Source organism: Mangrovimonas spongiae (assembly GCF_003944795.1).
GTDB lineage: Bacteria > Bacteroidota > Bacteroidia > Flavobacteriales > Flavobacteriaceae > Mangrovimonas > Mangrovimonas spongiae.
In genome coordinates this window covers 1-18094 of the sequence record NZ_RWBG01000002.1, presented here as the reverse complement: position 1 = coordinate 18094, position 18094 = coordinate 1, and the positions used below count along the sequence as shown (strand labels likewise).

14 protein-coding genes are annotated in these 18094 nt (G+C 35.1%); 10 read left to right on the top strand and 4 right to left on the bottom strand.

Annotated elements, in window-relative coordinates:
* The first annotated feature begins 27 nt into the window (after positions 1-27).
* From ade to EJA19_RS04415, 7 genes are all read left to right on the top strand, one after another.
* Entirely contained in the window at positions 28-1650 is a 1623-nt protein-coding gene (gene ade / locus EJA19_RS04445) for an adenine deaminase (RefSeq protein ID WP_125467154.1), read from the top strand.
* A 55-nt stretch (positions 1651-1705) separates the two neighbouring features.
* Entirely contained in the window at positions 1706-3574 is a 1869-nt protein-coding gene (locus EJA19_RS04440) for a CocE/NonD family hydrolase (RefSeq protein WP_125467153.1), read from the top strand.
* A gap of 7 nt (positions 3575-3581) precedes the next feature.
* Positions 3582-4433, top strand: a complete 852-nt coding sequence (locus EJA19_RS04435; RefSeq protein WP_125467152.1) for a phosphatase PAP2 family protein — start codon at positions 3582-3584, stop codon at positions 4431-4433.
* 47 nt (positions 4434-4480) lie between these two features.
* Positions 4481-6019: a YifB family Mg chelatase-like AAA ATPase gene (locus EJA19_RS04430; protein WP_125467151.1), complete on the top strand. Its 1539-nt coding sequence runs from the start codon at positions 4481-4483 to the stop codon at positions 6017-6019.
* 93 nt (positions 6020-6112) lie between these two features.
* Entirely contained in the window at positions 6113-6616 is a 504-nt protein-coding gene (locus tag EJA19_RS04425) for a hypothetical protein (protein WP_125467150.1), read from the top strand.
* 6 nt (positions 6617-6622) lie between these two features.
* Entirely contained in the window at positions 6623-7342 is a 720-nt protein-coding gene (locus EJA19_RS04420; RefSeq protein ID WP_125467149.1) for a hypothetical protein, read from the top strand.
* Positions 7318-8118 carry a sensor histidine kinase gene (locus tag EJA19_RS04415; RefSeq protein WP_125467148.1) on the top strand — a complete coding sequence of 267 codons (801 nt, stop codon included), beginning with the start codon at positions 7318-7320 and terminating at the stop codon, positions 8116-8118. The genes EJA19_RS04420 and EJA19_RS04415 overlap by 25 nt, the downstream gene beginning before the upstream one ends.
* Here EJA19_RS04415 and EJA19_RS04410 read toward each other — a convergent pair.
* Together EJA19_RS04410 and panB are read right to left on the bottom strand one after the other, a co-directional pair.
* Positions 8115-8813, bottom strand: a complete 699-nt coding sequence (locus EJA19_RS04410) for an RluA family pseudouridine synthase (RefSeq protein WP_125467147.1) — start codon at positions 8811-8813, stop codon at positions 8115-8117. The two genes, EJA19_RS04415 and EJA19_RS04410, sit on opposite strands and share 4 nt — an antisense overlap.
* A gap of 2 nt (positions 8814-8815) precedes the next feature.
* A complete protein-coding gene (gene panB / locus EJA19_RS04405) occupies positions 8816-9634 on the bottom strand; it encodes a 3-methyl-2-oxobutanoate hydroxymethyltransferase (protein WP_125467146.1) in 819 nt (272 codons plus the stop codon).
* 122 nt (positions 9635-9756) lie between these two features.
* Between panB and EJA19_RS04400 the strand changes: the two genes are divergently transcribed.
* Entirely contained in the window at positions 9757-10215 is a 459-nt protein-coding gene (locus EJA19_RS04400; protein WP_125467145.1) for a nuclear transport factor 2 family protein, read from the top strand.
* Here EJA19_RS04400 and EJA19_RS04395 read toward each other — a convergent pair.
* Positions 10212-11636, bottom strand: a complete 1425-nt coding sequence (locus EJA19_RS04395) for an L-serine ammonia-lyase (RefSeq protein WP_125467144.1) — start codon at positions 11634-11636, stop codon at positions 10212-10214. The two genes, EJA19_RS04400 and EJA19_RS04395, sit on opposite strands and share 4 nt — an antisense overlap.
* Before the next feature lie 132 nt (positions 11637-11768).
* Positions 11769-12842: a BamA/TamA family outer membrane protein gene (locus EJA19_RS04390; protein ID WP_125467143.1), complete on the bottom strand. Its 1074-nt coding sequence runs from the start codon at positions 12840-12842 to the stop codon at positions 11769-11771.
* Positions 12843-13064: 222 nt separating this feature from the next.
* On the opposite strand from EJA19_RS04390, the gene dnaK reads away from it, so the two are divergent.
* Complete coding sequence (dnaK, locus tag EJA19_RS04385; RefSeq protein WP_125467142.1) at positions 13065-14975, top strand: molecular chaperone DnaK; 1911 nt, start codon at positions 13065-13067, stop codon at positions 14973-14975.
* 439 nt (positions 14976-15414) lie between these two features.
* Positions 15415-18094 (top strand): hypothetical protein (locus EJA19_RS04380; protein WP_206075159.1); only part of this gene is annotated, 2680 nt, incomplete at its 3' end.

Sequence of the window (18094 nt, the reverse complement as noted above, 5' to 3'; positions counted from 1 at the left end):
GTTTTAGCTTTACTAAAAGTAACAAAAATGACATTACAAGGTAATATTGTTGATATTTTAAATAAGAGGATTTTTAAAGGAGAAGTCACAATTGACGCAGGGAAAATCACGTCTATCATAGAAAAAGACCATCAGGTTGACAACTATATTTTACCAGGATTTGTCGATGCACATATTCATATAGAAAGCTCCATGTTAGTCCCAAGTGAATTTGCTAAAATAGCAGTAAAACATGGCACAGTGGCAACGGTTTCCGACCCACATGAAATAGCAAATGTTTTAGGAATTGAAGGCGTTGAGTTTATGATTGAAAATGGCAAACAAACACCGTTTAAGTTTAATTTTGGCGCACCATCTTGTGTACCTGCAACAGCCTTTGAAACGGCTGGAGCAGTAATCGATTCAGAAGATATTAAAACCTTATTACAGCATCCTGACATTAAGTATTTAGCCGAAATGATGAATTATCCAGGTGTGTTAAATAGCGATTTAGAAGTCATGAAAAAAATAGCCTGGGCAAAACATTACAACAAACCTATTGATGGTCATGCGCCAGGAGTTACAGGGCAAAATTTAGAAAATTATATCTCTGCTGGAATTACGACAGATCATGAGTGTTTTACTTACAATGAAGGTTTAGAAAAGCTTCAAAAGGGCATGAAAGTCATTATTAGAGAAGGAAGCGCAGCTAAGAACTTTGAAGCGTTGATAGATTTGCTTCCAGACCATTTTGAAAATATGATGTTTTGTAGTGATGACAAACATCCAGACGATTTATTGTTAGGGCACATTAATCAACTTTGTAAACGTGCCGTATCTAAAGGAATAGATGTTTTTAAAGTGCTTCAAGTAGCTTGTATAAATCCTGTAAAGCATTATAATTTGGATGTTGGATTATTAAAACAAGGCGATCAAGCCGATATAGTTGTAGTAGAAGATTTAAAACATTTTAAAGTGCTTGAAACATACATAAATGGTATTTGTGTATTTAAAAATAACACCTCGATTGTAAAGCATGTTCCGTTTAAAAATTTAAATAAATTTAATACAGATAAAAAACAAGTATCAGACTTTAAAACACGTTCAACAAGTTCAACAATAAATGTTATCCAAGCTTTAGATGGAGAGTTAATAACCAAAAAAATAGAAGCCAAAGCTCATGTTGAAAATGGAAATATAATATCAAATACTTCAGAAGATATTTTAAAAATAGCGGTTGTAAACAGGTACAATAACACCAAACCAGCAATAGCTTTTATAAAAGGGTTTGGACTAAAAGAAGGTGCTATTGCAAGCTCTGTAGCACACGATTCGCACAATATTGTTGCTGTTGGTGTAAGTGATGACGCTATTTGTAAAGCCGTTAATTTAATTATTGAAAGCAAAGGAGGAATTTCTGTGGTATCTAATAAAAAGAATTATAGTATGCCATTGCCAATGGCAGGAATTATGAGTGACCAAGATGCCGAAACAGTTGGTAATCAATATGAAAAATTAGATAAACAAGCAAAAGCCTTAGGAAGCAAATTAAAAGCACCTTTTATGACGCTAAGTTTTATGGCATTGCTGGTTATTCCTGAGTTAAAATTGAGTGATAAAGGGCTGTTTGATGGCGCAAATTTTAATTTCTTGCCTTTAGAAAACCATTAACATTTTTTTGACTTTTATTGAATATCTTTAACCTCTCTAAAAACTAACAACAGTCATGAAAAAAACACTTGTGTTATTATGCTTTAGCATAACATTAATCGCTTGTAAAAAAACAACAATAAAAAGTAGTGAAGATACTGATTTATCTTATGTAGAGCAGTATTACACAAAAAAAGAAGTTAGTATAGACATGCGTGATGGTATAAAATTACATACCACGATTTATTCTCCTAAAGATACGTCAAAAACATATCCAATGTTGTTAAAGCGTACGCCATATAGTTGCCGACCTTATGGTGAAAACGAATTCCCTACTCAAATTGGTCCTAACAAATATTTAATGGAAGAAGGCAATATTATGGTATATCAAGATGTGCGTGGACGCTGGAACAGCGAAGGCGTTTACGATAATATGCGTGCCTATATTCCCAATAAAACAGAAAATCAAGTAGATGAATCTAGCGATACTTACGACACCATTGATTGGTTGGTAAATAATGTGCCAAATAATAATGGAAAAGTAGGAACTTACGGTATTTCGTATCCTGGATTTTACACAACATATTCATTGTTAGACGCACATCCAGCCTTAAAAGCAGCTTCTCCGCAAGCTTGTATCGGTGATTTCTTTTTTGATGATTTTTACCACAATGGCGCCTATTTATTAAGTTATTGGAGAGCGACATCGGTATTTGGTTATATGAAAGACCAACCAACGACAGAAGCGTGGTACGAGTTTCCAGATATAGGTACAGAAGATCAATATCAATTCTTTTTAGATGCTGGTCCGTTAAGTAGTTTAAACAGTTATTATGATAAGGATAACGTATTTTGGGAACAACTAAAAGAACACAATACGTACGACGAATTTTGGCAAAAACGAGGCATTATTCAGCATTTAAAAAATATAAAACCGGCAACTATGGTTGTTGGTGGCTTATTTGATGCCGAAGATTTATATGGCCCATTTAACACCTATAAAAGTATTGAAAAGCATAGTGAAAATAATTACAACACTATTGTTTTTGGACCATGGAGTCATGGCGATTGGGCAAGATCTAATGATAGACAAGTGATAGGGAACATTCATTTTGGTGATAGTATTTCAGATTATTTTCAAAAAAATATAGAAACCAAGTTTTTTAATCATTTCCTTAAAGGTGAAGCTAATGGAAAAACAGCATTACCAGAAGCTCATATGTTTAATACAGGAACCAAAACATGGGCGTCGTTTAACGCATGGCCACCAGAAAGCACCAGTAAAATGAGTTTCTTTTTGCAAACAGATGAAAAGCTAACTCAAAAAGCAAGCAAAGAGATTAGTGCATCTGAATTTATTAGCGACCCAAAGAAACCTGTACCATATTCAGAAGATATTAAAGTGGTGTTTACACCACGAAAATTCATGACAGACGACCAGCGTTTTTCCGCTAGACGCCCAGATGTTTTAGTATTTGAAACAGAACCTTTAAAAGGTGACATTACGATGGCTGGAGATATTTTAGCAAAGCTAAAAGTAGCGACTACGGGAACTGCCGCCGATTGGATTGTAAAGGTTATAGATGTTTTTCCTAACAATACCGAAAGTACTAACGATGTACAGGATCACTTAAAATTAAGCAATTACCATATGATGGTTAGAAGTGAAGTGATGCGTGGAAGGTTTAGAAACAGTATGTCCGCTCCAGAGCCTTTTAAGCCAAATGAGAAAACCAATGTAAATATCAAGCTACAAGATATTTTTCATACCTTTAAAAAAGGACATAAAATACAAATACAGGTTCAAAGTACGTTTTTCCCTTATATAGATATTAATCCGCAAACTTATGTAGATAATATTTTTGAAGCTAAAGAAACCGATTTTAAAGCGCAAACGCATAAGGTATTTAACGATTCTTCGATAGAATTTACAGTTTTAAGATAAGATATAAATGAAACGATTCTTTTTAAGTTGTGTTTTTCTTTGTTGTGGATTAGCGTTTTCGCAAATAAATACAATAGAGCAACCAACAGACTCATTACCAGATCAACAAACAACATGGGAAAAAATAAAATACGATGGCGTATCGGCTTTTAAAGGCATCACGCACGTGTATTCAAGACCATTTCATTGGGAAGGCGACGATTGGTTAACTGCAGGAGCCATTATCGCTGGTGAAGCGCTGTTTTATTCTGTCGATACAGATTTAGATACTTATTTTGGAAATCAAGGTAAAGATATACCACAAGGTATAAAAGACTTTGGATGGTATTTAGGAAAACCACAATACAACTACTTAATTATAGGAGGTATTTATGCCGGAGGCTTATTAACCAAAAATGAAAAAGTAAGACGAACAGGCGTTTTAATGATTTCTTCTGCCACAGCAACGGGCGTATTCCAAACGGTTATAAAAACTGTTGTAGGCCGTGCAAGACCTGGAGCAGGTTTAGGAAAACACGATTTTGAAATGTTTAGTAGTAAAGCAAGTCACCATTCATTTCCATCAGGTCATGCCATGTTAAGTATGACATTAGCACATTCTCTTGCCAAACAGTTTGATAATATTTGGTTAAAAGCAGGTATTTATGCTGTAGGATCTATAACACCATTGTCAAGAATGTGGGATCGTGCACATTGGGCTACCGATGTTGTTTTTGGTACAGTAATAAGTATTCTAACTGTTGATAGTATAGATAACTATTTAAACAAAGCCAACCGCTATCCAGAAGCTACAAAAAATAAAATTTCTTGGCGATTTAAAGCAGGGTACAATACTTTTGGCGTTGTAGGTACATTCTAGATAATTTAATTTTTTTTCCTACATTTAAGAGCAAACAAGTCTTTTTCATGCTCAAAAAAGTTTTTGGAAGTGCCGTTTTTGGTGTCGAAGCAACAACTATAATTGTAGAGGTTAATGTTGATTCTGGTATTGGCTATCATTTAGTAGGTTTGCCAGATAATGCTATAAAAGAAAGTAATTACCGTATTGCGGCAGCTCTTCAAAATAATGGGTATAAAATTCCAGGGAAGAAAATTATCATTAACATGTCACCTGCCGATTTACGTAAAGAAGGCAGTGCTTACGATGTTACATTGGCTATAGGTATTTTAGCTGCTTCAAAACAAATAAAAGCAGACCATTTAGAAGACTATTTAATCATGGGCGAGTTGTCTCTTGATGGTGACTTGCAACCCATAAAAGGTGCTTTACCCATAGCTGTTAAAGCTAGAGAAGAAGGCTTTAAAAACTTTATCTTGCCAAGTCAGAATGCTAAAGAAGCAGCCATAGTTAATGATTTAAATGTATTTGGTGTTGACAATATCAAACAAGTTATTAATCATTTTGATAAAGGTGATACGTTAGAGCAAACGGTTATCGATACACGACAAGAGTTTTATAAGAATTTAGATTTTCCAGAGTTCGACTTTGCCGATGTTAAAGGGCAAGAGTCTATAAAACGATGCATGGAAATTGCAGCAGCTGGCGGTCATAATATTATTTTAATTGGTCCACCAGGAGCAGGAAAAACCATGTTAGCGAAACGGTTACCTAGTATTTTGCCCCCAATGACACTTCATGAAGCTTTAGAAACCACCAAAATACATTCGGTTGTTGGTAGAGTAAAAGCTCACACTGGACTTATGGCACAGCGTCCTTTTCGCAGTCCACATCATACTATTAGTGATGTCGCATTAGTTGGTGGTGGGACTTATCCACAACCAGGCGAAATTTCATTAGCGCATAATGGTGTATTGTTTTTAGATGAACTTCCTGAGTTTAAACGAACCGTTTTAGAAGTTATGAGACAACCGTTAGAGGATAGAGAAGTTACCATTTCCAGAGCTAGGTTTACAGTAACTTATCCATCGTCTTTTATGTTGGTGGCCAGTATGAATCCAAGTCCGAGTGGTTATTTTAACGACCCTGATGCTCCCGTAACGTCTTCTCCTGCCGAAATGCAACGCTATTTAAGTAAAATATCAGGGCCTTTGTTAGATAGAATTGATATTCATATAGAAGTGACTCCAGTACCTTTTGAAAAATTATCAGATGATAGAAGAGGAGAATCTTCAGTAGATATACGAAAACGCGTTACAGTAGCAAGAGATGTCCAAACACAGCGATTTAAAGATAATGATAGTATACACTATAATGCCCAAATGAATACCAAGCAAATTCGACAATATTGTGCTTTAGACGAACCCTCTAAAGAATTGTTAAAAACAGCTATGGAACGTTTAAATCTTTCAGCTAGAGCTTATGATAGAATTTTAAAAGTAGCAAGAACCATTGCAGATTTAGAAGAATCACCTACTATTCAAGGACAACATATTACAGAAGCTATTCAATATAGAAGTTTAGACCGAGAAGGTTGGCTAGGCTAGTGTAAAATATATTGTAATATTTTTCTTATTAAGCTGTTCATATTCTAACTTTTTAATACATTTAAAACCGTTATTAATCAATTCTAACACATTATGAAAAAACTTGCTTTACTTATTTTAGGAGTTCTGTTAGGGATGTTATTATGTTATTTATATTTAAAACCAGATAATATGGCAGAAGAACCAGAAATTATTAAACCAAAAGGTGTTATTACATCAAAAGAAGCGAAAACCTTAGATGCTGCTTTTAACTCTAGACATGAGTTAATTAGCGATTCTATTGTAAAGCGACCAGATAATCGCTCTAGTTGGTATTCGCTAGAAGATATGCGTAACTATTTAGATTATGCCGAAAACCAAGCTAAAGAATTAGGTTATACAATGGATGGTGTGCGTATTTATTTAGGCGCCCATGCTAACGAAGGCGACCAAGTAGGGTATACCACCATGTTTTTAATTCCTACAGGAACTAAAAATCTAGAAGAAGGCAGCAGTTCTCCTTTACCTACATTAAAAGGAAGTGGTGATATTTCTGAAGGCGATGGGTTGAATAATGGAGAAAATGGCGAACCGCCAAGTGCTAACTACCCACAATAATTTTCTTTGGAAGAATTTTTAAGACAGAATTATGTTTTATTAGTGCGGTCAGTAGAAATGCTGGCCGCTATCATTGGTGTGTTTTGCCTAAAAAAATATAAACATACTACAGCTAAGTACTTTATTTATATAGTAATTTATTGGGTATTGGTAGACCGTTTAGGTGGCTATATGACTGATATTAATAATTATAAGTGGCTTCATTTTATAAAACCTAAAATAGAAGGTACCTGGTTTGAAAAAAATTACTGGTGGTATTCTATTTTTAGCTTTTTTTTCGCACGCTTGTTTTTTATTCTATACTTTTTAAAGATTCTTAAAAATAAGTACTTTAAACAAGTGATTAAAGTACTTACAATAAGTTACGTTATTACTTATTTAACTTATTATGCAATACATTTTGAAAGTCTGTTTTTATATTTTACTCATATTAGTTTAAAAATATTTGGAGCGGCAATCATCTTTTTGTGTTGTATATTTTATTTTATAGAGGTGTTGCTATCAGATAAAATTTTAAACTTTTACAAATCGCTTAATTTTTATATTGCTGCCGTATTGTTTATTTGGGAGTTAATTATAACACCTATGTCATTTTACAATGTATATTTTACCACAGCCGATTGGAACTTTGTTGTATTAAAATGGCAAATATATTTAGGAGCCATTATGTTTATGTATTTAACCTTTAGTTTTGCTTTATTATGGTGCAAACCACAGAACAATTAGTCACTACAGATGCTCAACGCTACTTGCTTATCTATATGATAGCAGTTTTGGTGATACTTACCGCTTTGGTTATTGTATTTTTTGTGTTTTTTCAAAAACGAAAAAATAAGTTGCTTATGGATAAAATAAAGCAACAGCGTGCATTTGATAAAGAAATGCAACGCGCCCAAACCGAAGTACAAGAACAAACCTTAAAAAATATTGGATGGGAACTCCATGATAATGTTGGACAATTGTTAGCCTATGCCAATATGCAAATGAATATGCTAAATGCTCAAGTAGAAGAGAAGGTAAAGCCTACTTTAAATGCCACTTCCGAAACCATTAAACAAAGTTTACAGGAAGTAAGAGCGCTTTCAAAATCCTTAAATAACGATGTATTGTTAAATATGGGGCTAATTGATTCTATTAAAAATGAAGTAACACGATTAGAGCGCTTAAAGTTTGAAACTGTTAATTTTAATATTGTAGGAGAAGAAAAACCCTTACAAGATAAAAAGCATCAAGTTATTTTATTTAGAATATTACAAGAGTTCTTTTCTAACTCGATAAAATACTCTGAAGCAGATACACTTTCTATTCAATTAAATTATCAACCCAACATATTAGAAATTACAGTAGCCGATAACGGTAAAGGTTTTGATGTTGCACTAGCCGAAAAAGGTTCTGGATTAATCAATATGAAAAGTCGCGCCGAATTAATAAAAACAAGTTTTAATTTAACATCTAAGCAAGGAGAAGGGACTAAACTAGTTCTAAATTACCCATTAGTTTAGTTATTACAAGCCTGCCACAACGCATCGTTAGGTAATGGTGCTATAATTTGTATAGGTTCTTTTTTAACTGGATGTGTAAATTCTAGCTGTCTGGCATGTAAACTAATACTAGCGTCTGGATTACTTCGGTTAAAACCATATTTTAAATCACCTTTTATAGGGCAACCAATACTCGCTAACTGACATCTTATTTGATGATGCCTACCGGTTTCTAATTCTATTTCTAATAGAAAATAATGGTCTAATTTTTTTAGAATTTTATAGTGAAGAATCGCTTTTTTACTATTATTCGTCTCCTTAATAAATGCTGTTGATTTATTGTTTTTAGGATTTTTTCGTAACCAATGTACCAAAGTATCTTGAGGTTTTGGTGGTGTATTTTTAACTAAAGCCCAATATGTTTTTTGTGCTTTCTTTTCTGCGAAAAGCTTATTTAAACGTGGTAATGCTTTACTGGTTTTAGAGAATAAAACAATACCTGTTGTAGGTCTGTCTAATCTATGAACGACACCTAAATAAACATTTCCAGGCTTTTTGTATTTATCTTTTAGATAGCTTTTTACAACATCGCTTAAAGGTTTGTCGCCTGTTTTATCACCTTGAACAATATCGCCAGCACGTTTATTCACCACAATAATATGGTTGTCTTCATAGAGTACTTGTAAGTTGGATTTGTTTGAAAAAGTTTTACTCACAATTAATATTGCTCATTTTCATTAGGAAAACTTACAGACTTCACATCGTCTACATATTGTGAAATAGCTGTGGTCATGTCTTCATATAAATTCATATAACGACGTAGAAAACGTGGGTTGAACTCATGAGTCATACCAATCATATCATGCAATACTAAAACTTGGCCATCAACGCCATTTCCGGCACCTATACCAATAACAGGAATAGTTAATTCGTCAGCTACTTGTTTGGCAAGTTCTGCAGGAATTTTTTCAAGAACAACTGCAAAACAGCCTATTTTTTCTAACATTTTGGCATTAGAAATAAGTTGTTTAGCTTCCTCTTCCTCTTTGGCTCTTACGGTATAAGTACCAAACTTATATATAGATTGAGGAGTTAATCCTAAATGTCCCATAACAGGAATACCAGCATTTAGAATACGTTTTATAGAGTCTTTAATTTCTTTTCCTCCTTCTAGTTTTACAGCATGTCCGCCACTTTCTTTCATGATTCTAATAGCAGAACGGAGGGCTTCTTTAGGGTCGCTTTGGTAGGTTCCAAAGGGTAAATCAACAACAACTAGAGATCTATCAATTGCTCGAATAACCGAAGAGGCATGATAAATCATTTGATCTAAGGTAATGGGCAGTGTGGTTTCATGTCCAGCCATAACATTACTAGCCGAGTCGCCAACTAAAATAACATCAATCCCGGCGCCGTCAACAATTTTTGCCATAGTATAATCGTAAGCTGTTAACATGGAGATTTTCTCGCCAGATTGTTTCATGTCGATTAACGACTTTACAGTAACCCGTTTATATTCTTTTTTTGCTGTTGACATAGTTTTATTTTTATTGGATTGTAAAATTAACAAAATGCAATGGTATAACTGTTAAACTTTTCTTTATTTGATAATTTTAAAAACAACTTTCTTCTATTTTAGTAACCCTAAAGTTTGTTATTATGATAAAAATTTTACGATTTGTAGCTTGTTTGATAGTTACTACTGCCATTGGCCAAACCAATTCCGAAATGAAGGTTAAGCATACTATTGAAACTTTTTTTGAAGGGTTTCATAAGGGGGATACTACTTTAATGAAATCGGTTTTGGCAGATAAAGTATTGTTGCAAACGGCGTTTAAGGATAAAGAAGGTAAGGATCAATTAGTATCAGAGGATCTTTCAAAGTTAATTTCTGCAATAGGTAACCGCCCTGAAGAGCAAAAATGGAACGAAAAACTACTAAGTTATAATATTCAAGTAGATGGTAATATGGCTAATGCCTGGACACCTTATGAATTTTGGTTTAATGGTAGTTTTAGTCATTGTGGTGTAAACTCTTTCCAGTTATTTAACGATAATGGAACTTGGAAAATTATTTATCTTATTGATACTAGAAGGCGAGAAGGCTGCCAAAATTAGCAATCAACTAAGTTAACTCCAACAGCTAAACCACCTTCGCTAGTTTCTTTGTATTTAGAATTCATGTCTTTGGCAGTTTCCCACATAGTATTAACAACTTTATCTAAAGGTACTTTTGCTTTTGTCGGGTCGCTATCCAATGCTAACTCAGCTGCATTAATAGCTTTTATAGCTCCCATAGAATTGCGTTCTATACACGGGACTTGCACCAAGCCTCCAATAGGATCACAAGTTAAGCCCAAGTGATGCTCCATAGCAATTTCGGCAGCCATTAAGACTTGTTCTGGTGTGCCGCCCAGTAATTCGCAAAGCGCTCCTGCAGCCATAGCCGATGATACGCCTATTTCAGCTTGACAACCACCCATTGCAGCACTAATAGTGGCCCCTTTTTTAAAGATACTACCTATTTCACCTGCTACTAATAAAAATTGTTTTATGTGTTTAAAATTTGCTTCATGATTTTCAATAACCATATAATACATAAGTACCGATGGAATTACACCAGCGCTACCATTTGTAGGTGCAGTTACAACACGACCTAAAGAGGCGTTAACTTCGTTTACAGCTAAAGCAAAACAGCTTACCCATTTTAAAATTTGTCTAAACTTAACTTCCGTTTGTCTAATAACTTGCAACCATTCTTCAGGCGAATTATAAGTTAGTTCACCTTTTAATTTTTGATGCATGTCATAAGCTCGTCTTCTAACATTAAGTCCGCCAGGAAGCTCGCCTTCGGTATGGCAACCAAGGTACATGCATTCTAGCATGGTATCCCAAATGCGTTTTAGCTCAGCATCTATGGTTTCTGTATCTCTGATAGATTTTTCGTTTTCCAACACAACACCAGAAATAGGAAGGTTTAAATCTTTACAGTATTTTAATAATTCTACCCCATTTTGAGTAGGATAAGGAAATGTACAGTAGAATATAATTTTATTTGCTTTAGCGTTTTTTCGCTCTTCTTTTACAACAAAACCGCCTCCAATAGAATAGAAGGTAGATTTATAGTTGCGGCCATTTATGGTTGCTGTAAATGTTAAGGCATTGGCATGAAATGGTAAGAACTTTTTATTAAAACGAATATCGGTATCTATGCTAAATGGCAGTGTTTTTTCGTTATTAAATACAAGTGTATTTGTATTTTTTATATTAGATATGATTATATCAATATTCTCGGTTGGCATACGTTCTGGATCGGCGCCATTTAAGCCTAACATAACCGCATAATCTGTGGCATGTCCTTTGCCTGTTAACGATAGTGACCCATAAAGATCTACTGAAATTTTTTCAACTTTATCAAAGCGTTTTTTGTCTTTTAACTCTTTAATCCATCTTTCGGCAGCGCGCCATGGACCTAAGGTGTGCGAACTTGAAGGTCCTACACCAATTTTAAGCATATCAAAAACCGAGATACATTCCATTTACGAAAACGTTGTATATTTTCGGCAAATATATGTAAGTTTCATTCCAAACACATGAAATGTACAGTTAAATTCAGCTTGAGTGTAAATGAAAGTTTCTTTAGGTTATTAAAAGCTCAAGTTAGCAGCGTATTAAAAGGCTTCACCAATTCTAAAGTAAATACCCCAATCATCCTTTCCAACAGCAGCATCAAGCCCTATGTTAAAGTTTACAGTTTTAAATGCTTTGTAGCGATATCCTAGACCAATACCTGGATAAGCTTTCCAATTAAAATCATCATTACTAGAACCGTAAATGGTGGCTAAGCCTGCAAAACCTACGATACCCATTTTTTTATGAAAATTAAGGCGATATTCACCTTGAATAGCCATTAAACCCTCACCACGATATTTCCCTTCAGAGTAACCGCGAATATCTTTACCGCCTAAGGTTTGTTGTTGCTCAAAAGCAATATCACCAAGCCCAAATTTTCCAGCAAATCTAGCAGCTACAACATCGCGTTCATTTTTCATTGAAAAATATTTATTGTATTCACTTACTATTTTATTGGCTTGTACATCATTTCCAAACCATGTTGGGAAAGAAATAAATTTAAATTGAGCTTTTTCACCTTTTGTAGGGTAATAAACCGCATTTCTACCATCGTATAGTGCATTAATTTCTAACGCATTTGTTTGGGTTGTAGATTGTGGTAATACCTCATTTTCGTATTCCGTATCATAATGTGCAAACGTATAAGTAAGCCCTACATATAACTTATCTATTACTTTACGTTGTATTCCTGCACTTATAATAGTTGTCAAGGTGCCATAATCATAAAATCCAGAAGCTTCAATGCCTTCCATGTAAAATTGTGAATTATTATCGCCATGAACAGCAAATAATTTACCCCGCCAAGTATCTTCTTTAAAATAAAACTGATTAAAAAAGGCTAGAAAATAAGAACTATTAGTTGTATAAACTGCGGAAAGACCGGTCAAGGATTTAGGAGAAGTATTATCCTCTTTATTTAGTTTATACATCATCATAGGAATTGCCCCAAACATAAACTCTAAATTACGATTGTAACTTACAAATGGCATCACACTAAAATCTACTTTTTTAATTTTCTTTTGGGGTGTTGTTAGACTATCTGTTTGATTAGATTGCCCAAAACTTAGTCCTACAGAAAAGAGTATAAGAGCAACAAATAAAGCGTTTTTCATAAATAGTTGGTTGGTATAATTTTCTCTAAGTTAAAACTAAATATTCAATTTTCTGAATAAAATATACATAAAAGGTAATAGTTTAATTTTTACAGGTGACAGCTTGTCAGTATGAAAATGTTGGCATAAAGATTGACAAATACTTGATGAGTATAAAATGAATAATAAATGTTCTTGTAACTAGAAAACAAGAACGAAACAAAAATACAGAAACAAAAAGTTATGAGTAAAATTATTGGAATTGATTTAGGTACAACCAACTCGTGCGTTTCAGTAATGGAAGGTAACGAACCCGTTGTAATCCCAAATGCAGAAGGTAAGCGTACTACACCATCTGTAATTGCTTTTGTTGAAGGTGGCGAAATTAAAGTAGGCGACCCAGCAAAACGTCAAGCAGTTACAAACCCACACAAAACCGTTTATTCTATTAAACGTTTTATGGGAAACAAATATTCTGAGTCTCAAAGAGAAGCAGAACGCGTACCATATAAAGTGGTAAAAGGCGATAACGATACACCAAGAGTAGATATCGACGGTCGTTTATATACACCACAAGAACTTTCGGCTATGATTCTTCAAAAAATGAAGAAAACTGCCGAAGATTATCTAGGCCAAGATGTTACAGGAGCTGTAATTACCGTTCCAGCATACTTTAACGATTCACAACGTCAAGCAACTAAAGAAGCCGGAGAAATTGCAGGTTTAAAAGTAGAACGTATTATTAACGAGCCTACTGCTGCAGCTTTAGCTTATGGTTTAGATAAAAAAGATTCAGACCAAAAAATTGTAGTATTCGATTTTGGTGGTGGTACACATGACGTATCTATCCTAGAATTAGGAGATGGCGTTTTTGAGGTATTATCTACCGATGGAGATACACACTTAGGTGGTGATGATGTAGATGAAAAAATTATTAATTGGTTAGCCGAAGAGTTCAAATCTGAAGAAGATATGGACTTACGCAAAGATGCTATGGCATTACAACGTTTAAAAGAGGCTGCCGAAAAAGCAAAGATTGAATTATCATCTTCTGCACAAACAGAAATTAACTTACCATATATCACGGCAACTGCTAGTGGACCAAAGCACTTGGTACGTACTTTAACACGTTCTAAATTCGAGCAATTAATTGCCGATTTAGTAAAACGTACTATCGAGCCTTGTGAATCTGCACTTAAAGCAGCAGGATTATCAACTAGCGATATCGACGAGATTATTCTAGTAGGTGGTTCTACACGTATTCCTGCCGTACAGGAAGCTGTAGAAAAATTCTTCAATAAAAAACCAAGTAAAGGGGTTAACCCAGACGAGGTTGTTGCTATTGGAGCTGGAATTCAAGGTGGTGTATTAACAGGCGATGTTAAAGATGTACTATTATTAGACGTAACACCATTATCACTTGGAATCGAAACCATGGGTAATGTTATGACCAAGCTTATCGAGGCAAACACAACGATTCCTACAAAGAAATCGCAAGTGTTCTCAACAGCTGCAGATAATCAGCCTTCAGTAGAAATTCACGTATTGCAAGGTGAACGTCCTATGGCAGCCGATAACAAAACCATTGGTCGTTTCCATTTAGATGGTATTCCACCAGCAAAACGAGGAACCCCTCAAATTGAAGTAACCTTCGATATTGATGCCAACGGTATTATTAAAGTATCTGCTGAAGATAAAGCTACAGGAAAAAAACAAGATATTAGAATTGAAGCATCTTCTGGATTAACTGAAGAAGAAATCGAAAAGATGAAACAAGAAGCAGAAGCCAATGCTGAAGCCGATGCTAAAGCAAAAGAAACTGCCGATAAGTTAAATCAAGCCGATGCAATGATTTTCCAAACAGAAAGTCAGCTGAAAGAATTTGGTGATAAATTATCTGATGATAAGAAAAAACCAATCGAAGAGGCTTTAGAAGAGCTTAAAAAAGCATACGAATCTAAAGATATTGCGGTTATCGAACCAGCTTTAGAAAAAATCAACGAAGCTTGGAAAGTAGCTAGCGAAGACATGTATAAAGCACAGCAAGAAGCACAAGCCAACGGCGCTGGAGCGCAACCAGAAGGAAATGCTGGTAGTGACAATAACGACGAAGGTAGCGATGTAGAAGACGTTGACTTTGAAGAAGTAAAATAACGTTTTTTATACTAAATTTATTTTAAAAAGCGCAACCATTATGGTTGCGCTTTTTTGTTTAGGTCAATATTGCAAAACGACTTTAAAATAAGGGTTTTAGAGTTTTTTTTAATCATTTATAGTGTGCGTAAATTCCTATAAATCAAAAAGTTATTGTGTTTTTCTTAGTTTTAAATTCAAAATATATATATATTTGTTACATACCTTTACTAAATATATAATAGCATAAAATTATGATTAATAGCAGTATTTAACTCTTCGTAATATAAAGAGTTAGATTTTTGCTCAAGCTACTTTTTGTTCTTAGCGTTAGCTAATGTTTATGGTTATTGTTTAATCTTAAAACTATTTAACCATGAATGCTAACAACATTACAATGCTTTTTTTTAGGGAGGTTCTCTGGAAAAAATTCATGATCTTTTTTGTTATAGTCTGTTGTATGTGTTTTACTAACACACTTCAATCCCAGACTATTGATACTGGTACGTCCGTTCATGCCGATTTTGGTATCGACGGTGATGTGTATGATGATCAATTATCTTATTGGCCTTTAATAGAGCCTCCTTATGTTACTCAAGCATTAGGAATTGATGATTGGTTAGATACAGAACCAGACGGTAACACAGCTACTGGAGCTGGAATTATCGATATCTTTTCACCAGAAGCGTTATCTGCTATTTCTGGAATTAATTCTGGTCAGAATAACTTTGCTGAACTACGACAATCAGCCCCACTGTACTCAACACCCGAAGGCGATGGTCGTATATGGATTGATGCAGCGTTTTATAGAGATCAATACGTGGCAGGAAGTAACCAAGATGCAACAGTGTTTGATCAATCCATCAATAAAAATTTTGATGATCCAAGAGCATGGGAGTTAAAAGTAGGTGATGTACCTGCAAAAACTGATATTATTGATGTTTATGCCCACTTAAGAAGAGACTTTCCAATTACATTTCAATGGGCTTATATTGCAGCCTCAACCTCAGATGCAGATGGTAGTAATCACTTAGATTTTGAATATTTTAGAAAACGAATCCAATTAGATGGGTTTAATATAGTTTATGAAAACCCTACTGAAGAAGGACTAGATTGTGGACATACCACATATAAATTTGGAGCCACCGGTAATGTGGAAGAGCATGGTGATATTTTACTTTCAGTAGATTATAAACAAGGCGGTAGAGAAGCAGATATAACATTATTAGTATGGATTGATAAAAATGACTTCCCTACCGATGCAGATTTTGATAATTTCAACACCTTAGGAGACAGACCTTTTGATTTTTATGATGATGGTAATGGCTATGTTTTTGCTGCTTGTACCAATTCTATAGAAGGCGACGAGTCTAACTTTGGTTATGCAAGAATTACCTTAAGACAAGGAATTTCTCAAGTACCAGTATTTTCGCAATTAAACAATACTGGTCCTACGGCAGCTCCACCATGGGGAACTATAGACTCTGGAGGAGATCAAGTATTTGAATATCCAACAGATACGTTTGTAGAATTCGCGATTAACTCTACATTATTAGGATTCGACACACAATCAGAAAGCGGATCCTGTGAAAACCCATTAGGAAGTGTTATTGTAAAATCAAGATCTTCAGCGTCATTTACATCATCATTAAAAGATATGGCAGGACCATTTAATTTAGGTGATCAACCAGAAATTGTTGTAGAAGTAGATGATGCCGAATATGAGTGCTTTGAAACTTCAGCTACTCTAACAGTAACAACAGTACCTCCTTCAAGTCCACCAGGAGTTTCTTATGATTATCAATGGTATGAATGGAATGAAGCAACGGAATCATGGGATATTATTCCAGGTGCTGTAAATAGTACTTATGAAGCGACCGTTGGAACTTATATGGCAGAAGCTACAATTATAAGAAATGGTATAGCTGGTTGTACAGCAGAAAGTAATCCAGCAACTGTTACTCAAGGAACACAAGCTGAAATATTAGTACCTTCATGTCCTACTAATGTGAATGTAGATTGTGAGGATGATATCGCAACAGCTTTTACAGCATGGATGGATAATTCAGGATTTTCATATACTGGAGGCGGTGGTGTTGTAACCGAAGCTTATACATACTATTTAGATGATGTAGAGGTTGCGTTAGAAAATTTTGTTGCGCCTAACTTTTGTGATGGAGGTGTTGCTAAAATAAGGTATACTGTATCAGACGAATGTGATCAAGAAGAATTTTGCGAAACTACATTTACTGTTGCAGTCGACGAGACAGATCCAACGATAGCTGATATAGACGACTATATGTTAGACGGCTGTAACACAGCATGGCCAGAAAGTTTAGACACCACTTGGAGCGATAACTGTTCCGATGGCGGATCAATCACTTCCGATGGCGGAGTAGACGATGGTTCTGACGGTTGTATCCAATATAGATTATACACCTTTAGTGTGACTGATGCTTGTGGTAACGATGCCACAGAAACGGTACGTGTCTCAAGAATGTACGACGAGACAGATCCAACGATAGCTGATATAGACGACTATATGTTAGACGGCTGTAACACAGCATGGCCAGAAAGTTTAGATACCACTTGGAGCGATAACTGTTCCGATGGCGGATCAATCACATCCGATGGCGGAGTAGACGATGGTTCCGACGGTTGTATCCAATATAGATTATACACCTTTAGTGTGACTGATGCTTGTGGTAACGATGCCACAGAAACGGTACGTGTCTCAAGAATGTACGACGAGACAGATCCAACGATAGCTGATATAGACGACTATATGTTAGACGGCTGTAACACAGCATGGCCAGAAAGTTTAGACACCACTTGGAGCGATAACTGTTCCGATGGCGGATCAATCACTTCCGATGGCGGAGTAGACGATGGTTCTGACGGTTGTATCCAATATAGATTATACACCTTTAGTGTGACTGATGCTTGTGGTAACGATGCCACAGAAACGGTACGTGTCTCAAGAATGTACGACGAGACAGATCCAACGATAGCCGATATAGACGACTATATGTTAGACGGCTGTAACACAGCATGGCCAGAAAGTTTAGATACCACTTGGAGCGATAACTGTTCCGATGGCGGATCAATCACTTCCGATGGTGGAGTAGACGATGGTTCCG

Coding starts and splice junctions, on each gene's coding strand:
- ade (WP_125467154.1), top strand. CDS start 28: ATGACATTACAAGGTAATATTGTTGATATTTTAAATAAGAGGATTTTT.
- EJA19_RS04440 (WP_125467153.1), top strand. CDS start 1,706: ATGAAAAAAACACTTGTGTTATTATGCTTTAGCATAACATTAATCGCT.
- EJA19_RS04435 (WP_125467152.1), top strand. CDS start 3,582: ATGAAACGATTCTTTTTAAGTTGTGTTTTTCTTTGTTGTGGATTAGCG.
- EJA19_RS04430 (WP_125467151.1), top strand. CDS start 4,481: ATGCTCAAAAAAGTTTTTGGAAGTGCCGTTTTTGGTGTCGAAGCAACA.
- EJA19_RS04425 (WP_125467150.1), top strand. CDS start 6,113: ATGAAAAAACTTGCTTTACTTATTTTAGGAGTTCTGTTAGGGATGTTA.
- EJA19_RS04415 (WP_125467148.1), top strand. CDS start 7,318: ATGGTGCAAACCACAGAACAATTAGTCACTACAGATGCTCAACGCTAC.
- panB (WP_125467146.1), bottom strand. CDS start 9,634: ATGTCAACAGCAAAAAAAGAATATAAACGGGTTACTGTAAAGTCGTTA.
- EJA19_RS04400 (WP_125467145.1), top strand. CDS start 9,757: ATGATAAAAATTTTACGATTTGTAGCTTGTTTGATAGTTACTACTGCC.
- EJA19_RS04395 (WP_125467144.1), bottom strand. CDS start 11,636: ATGGAATGTATCTCGGTTTTTGATATGCTTAAAATTGGTGTAGGACCT.
- EJA19_RS04390 (WP_125467143.1), bottom strand. CDS start 12,842: ATGAAAAACGCTTTATTTGTTGCTCTTATACTCTTTTCTGTAGGACTA.
- dnaK (WP_125467142.1), top strand. CDS start 13,065: ATGAGTAAAATTATTGGAATTGATTTAGGTACAACCAACTCGTGCGTT.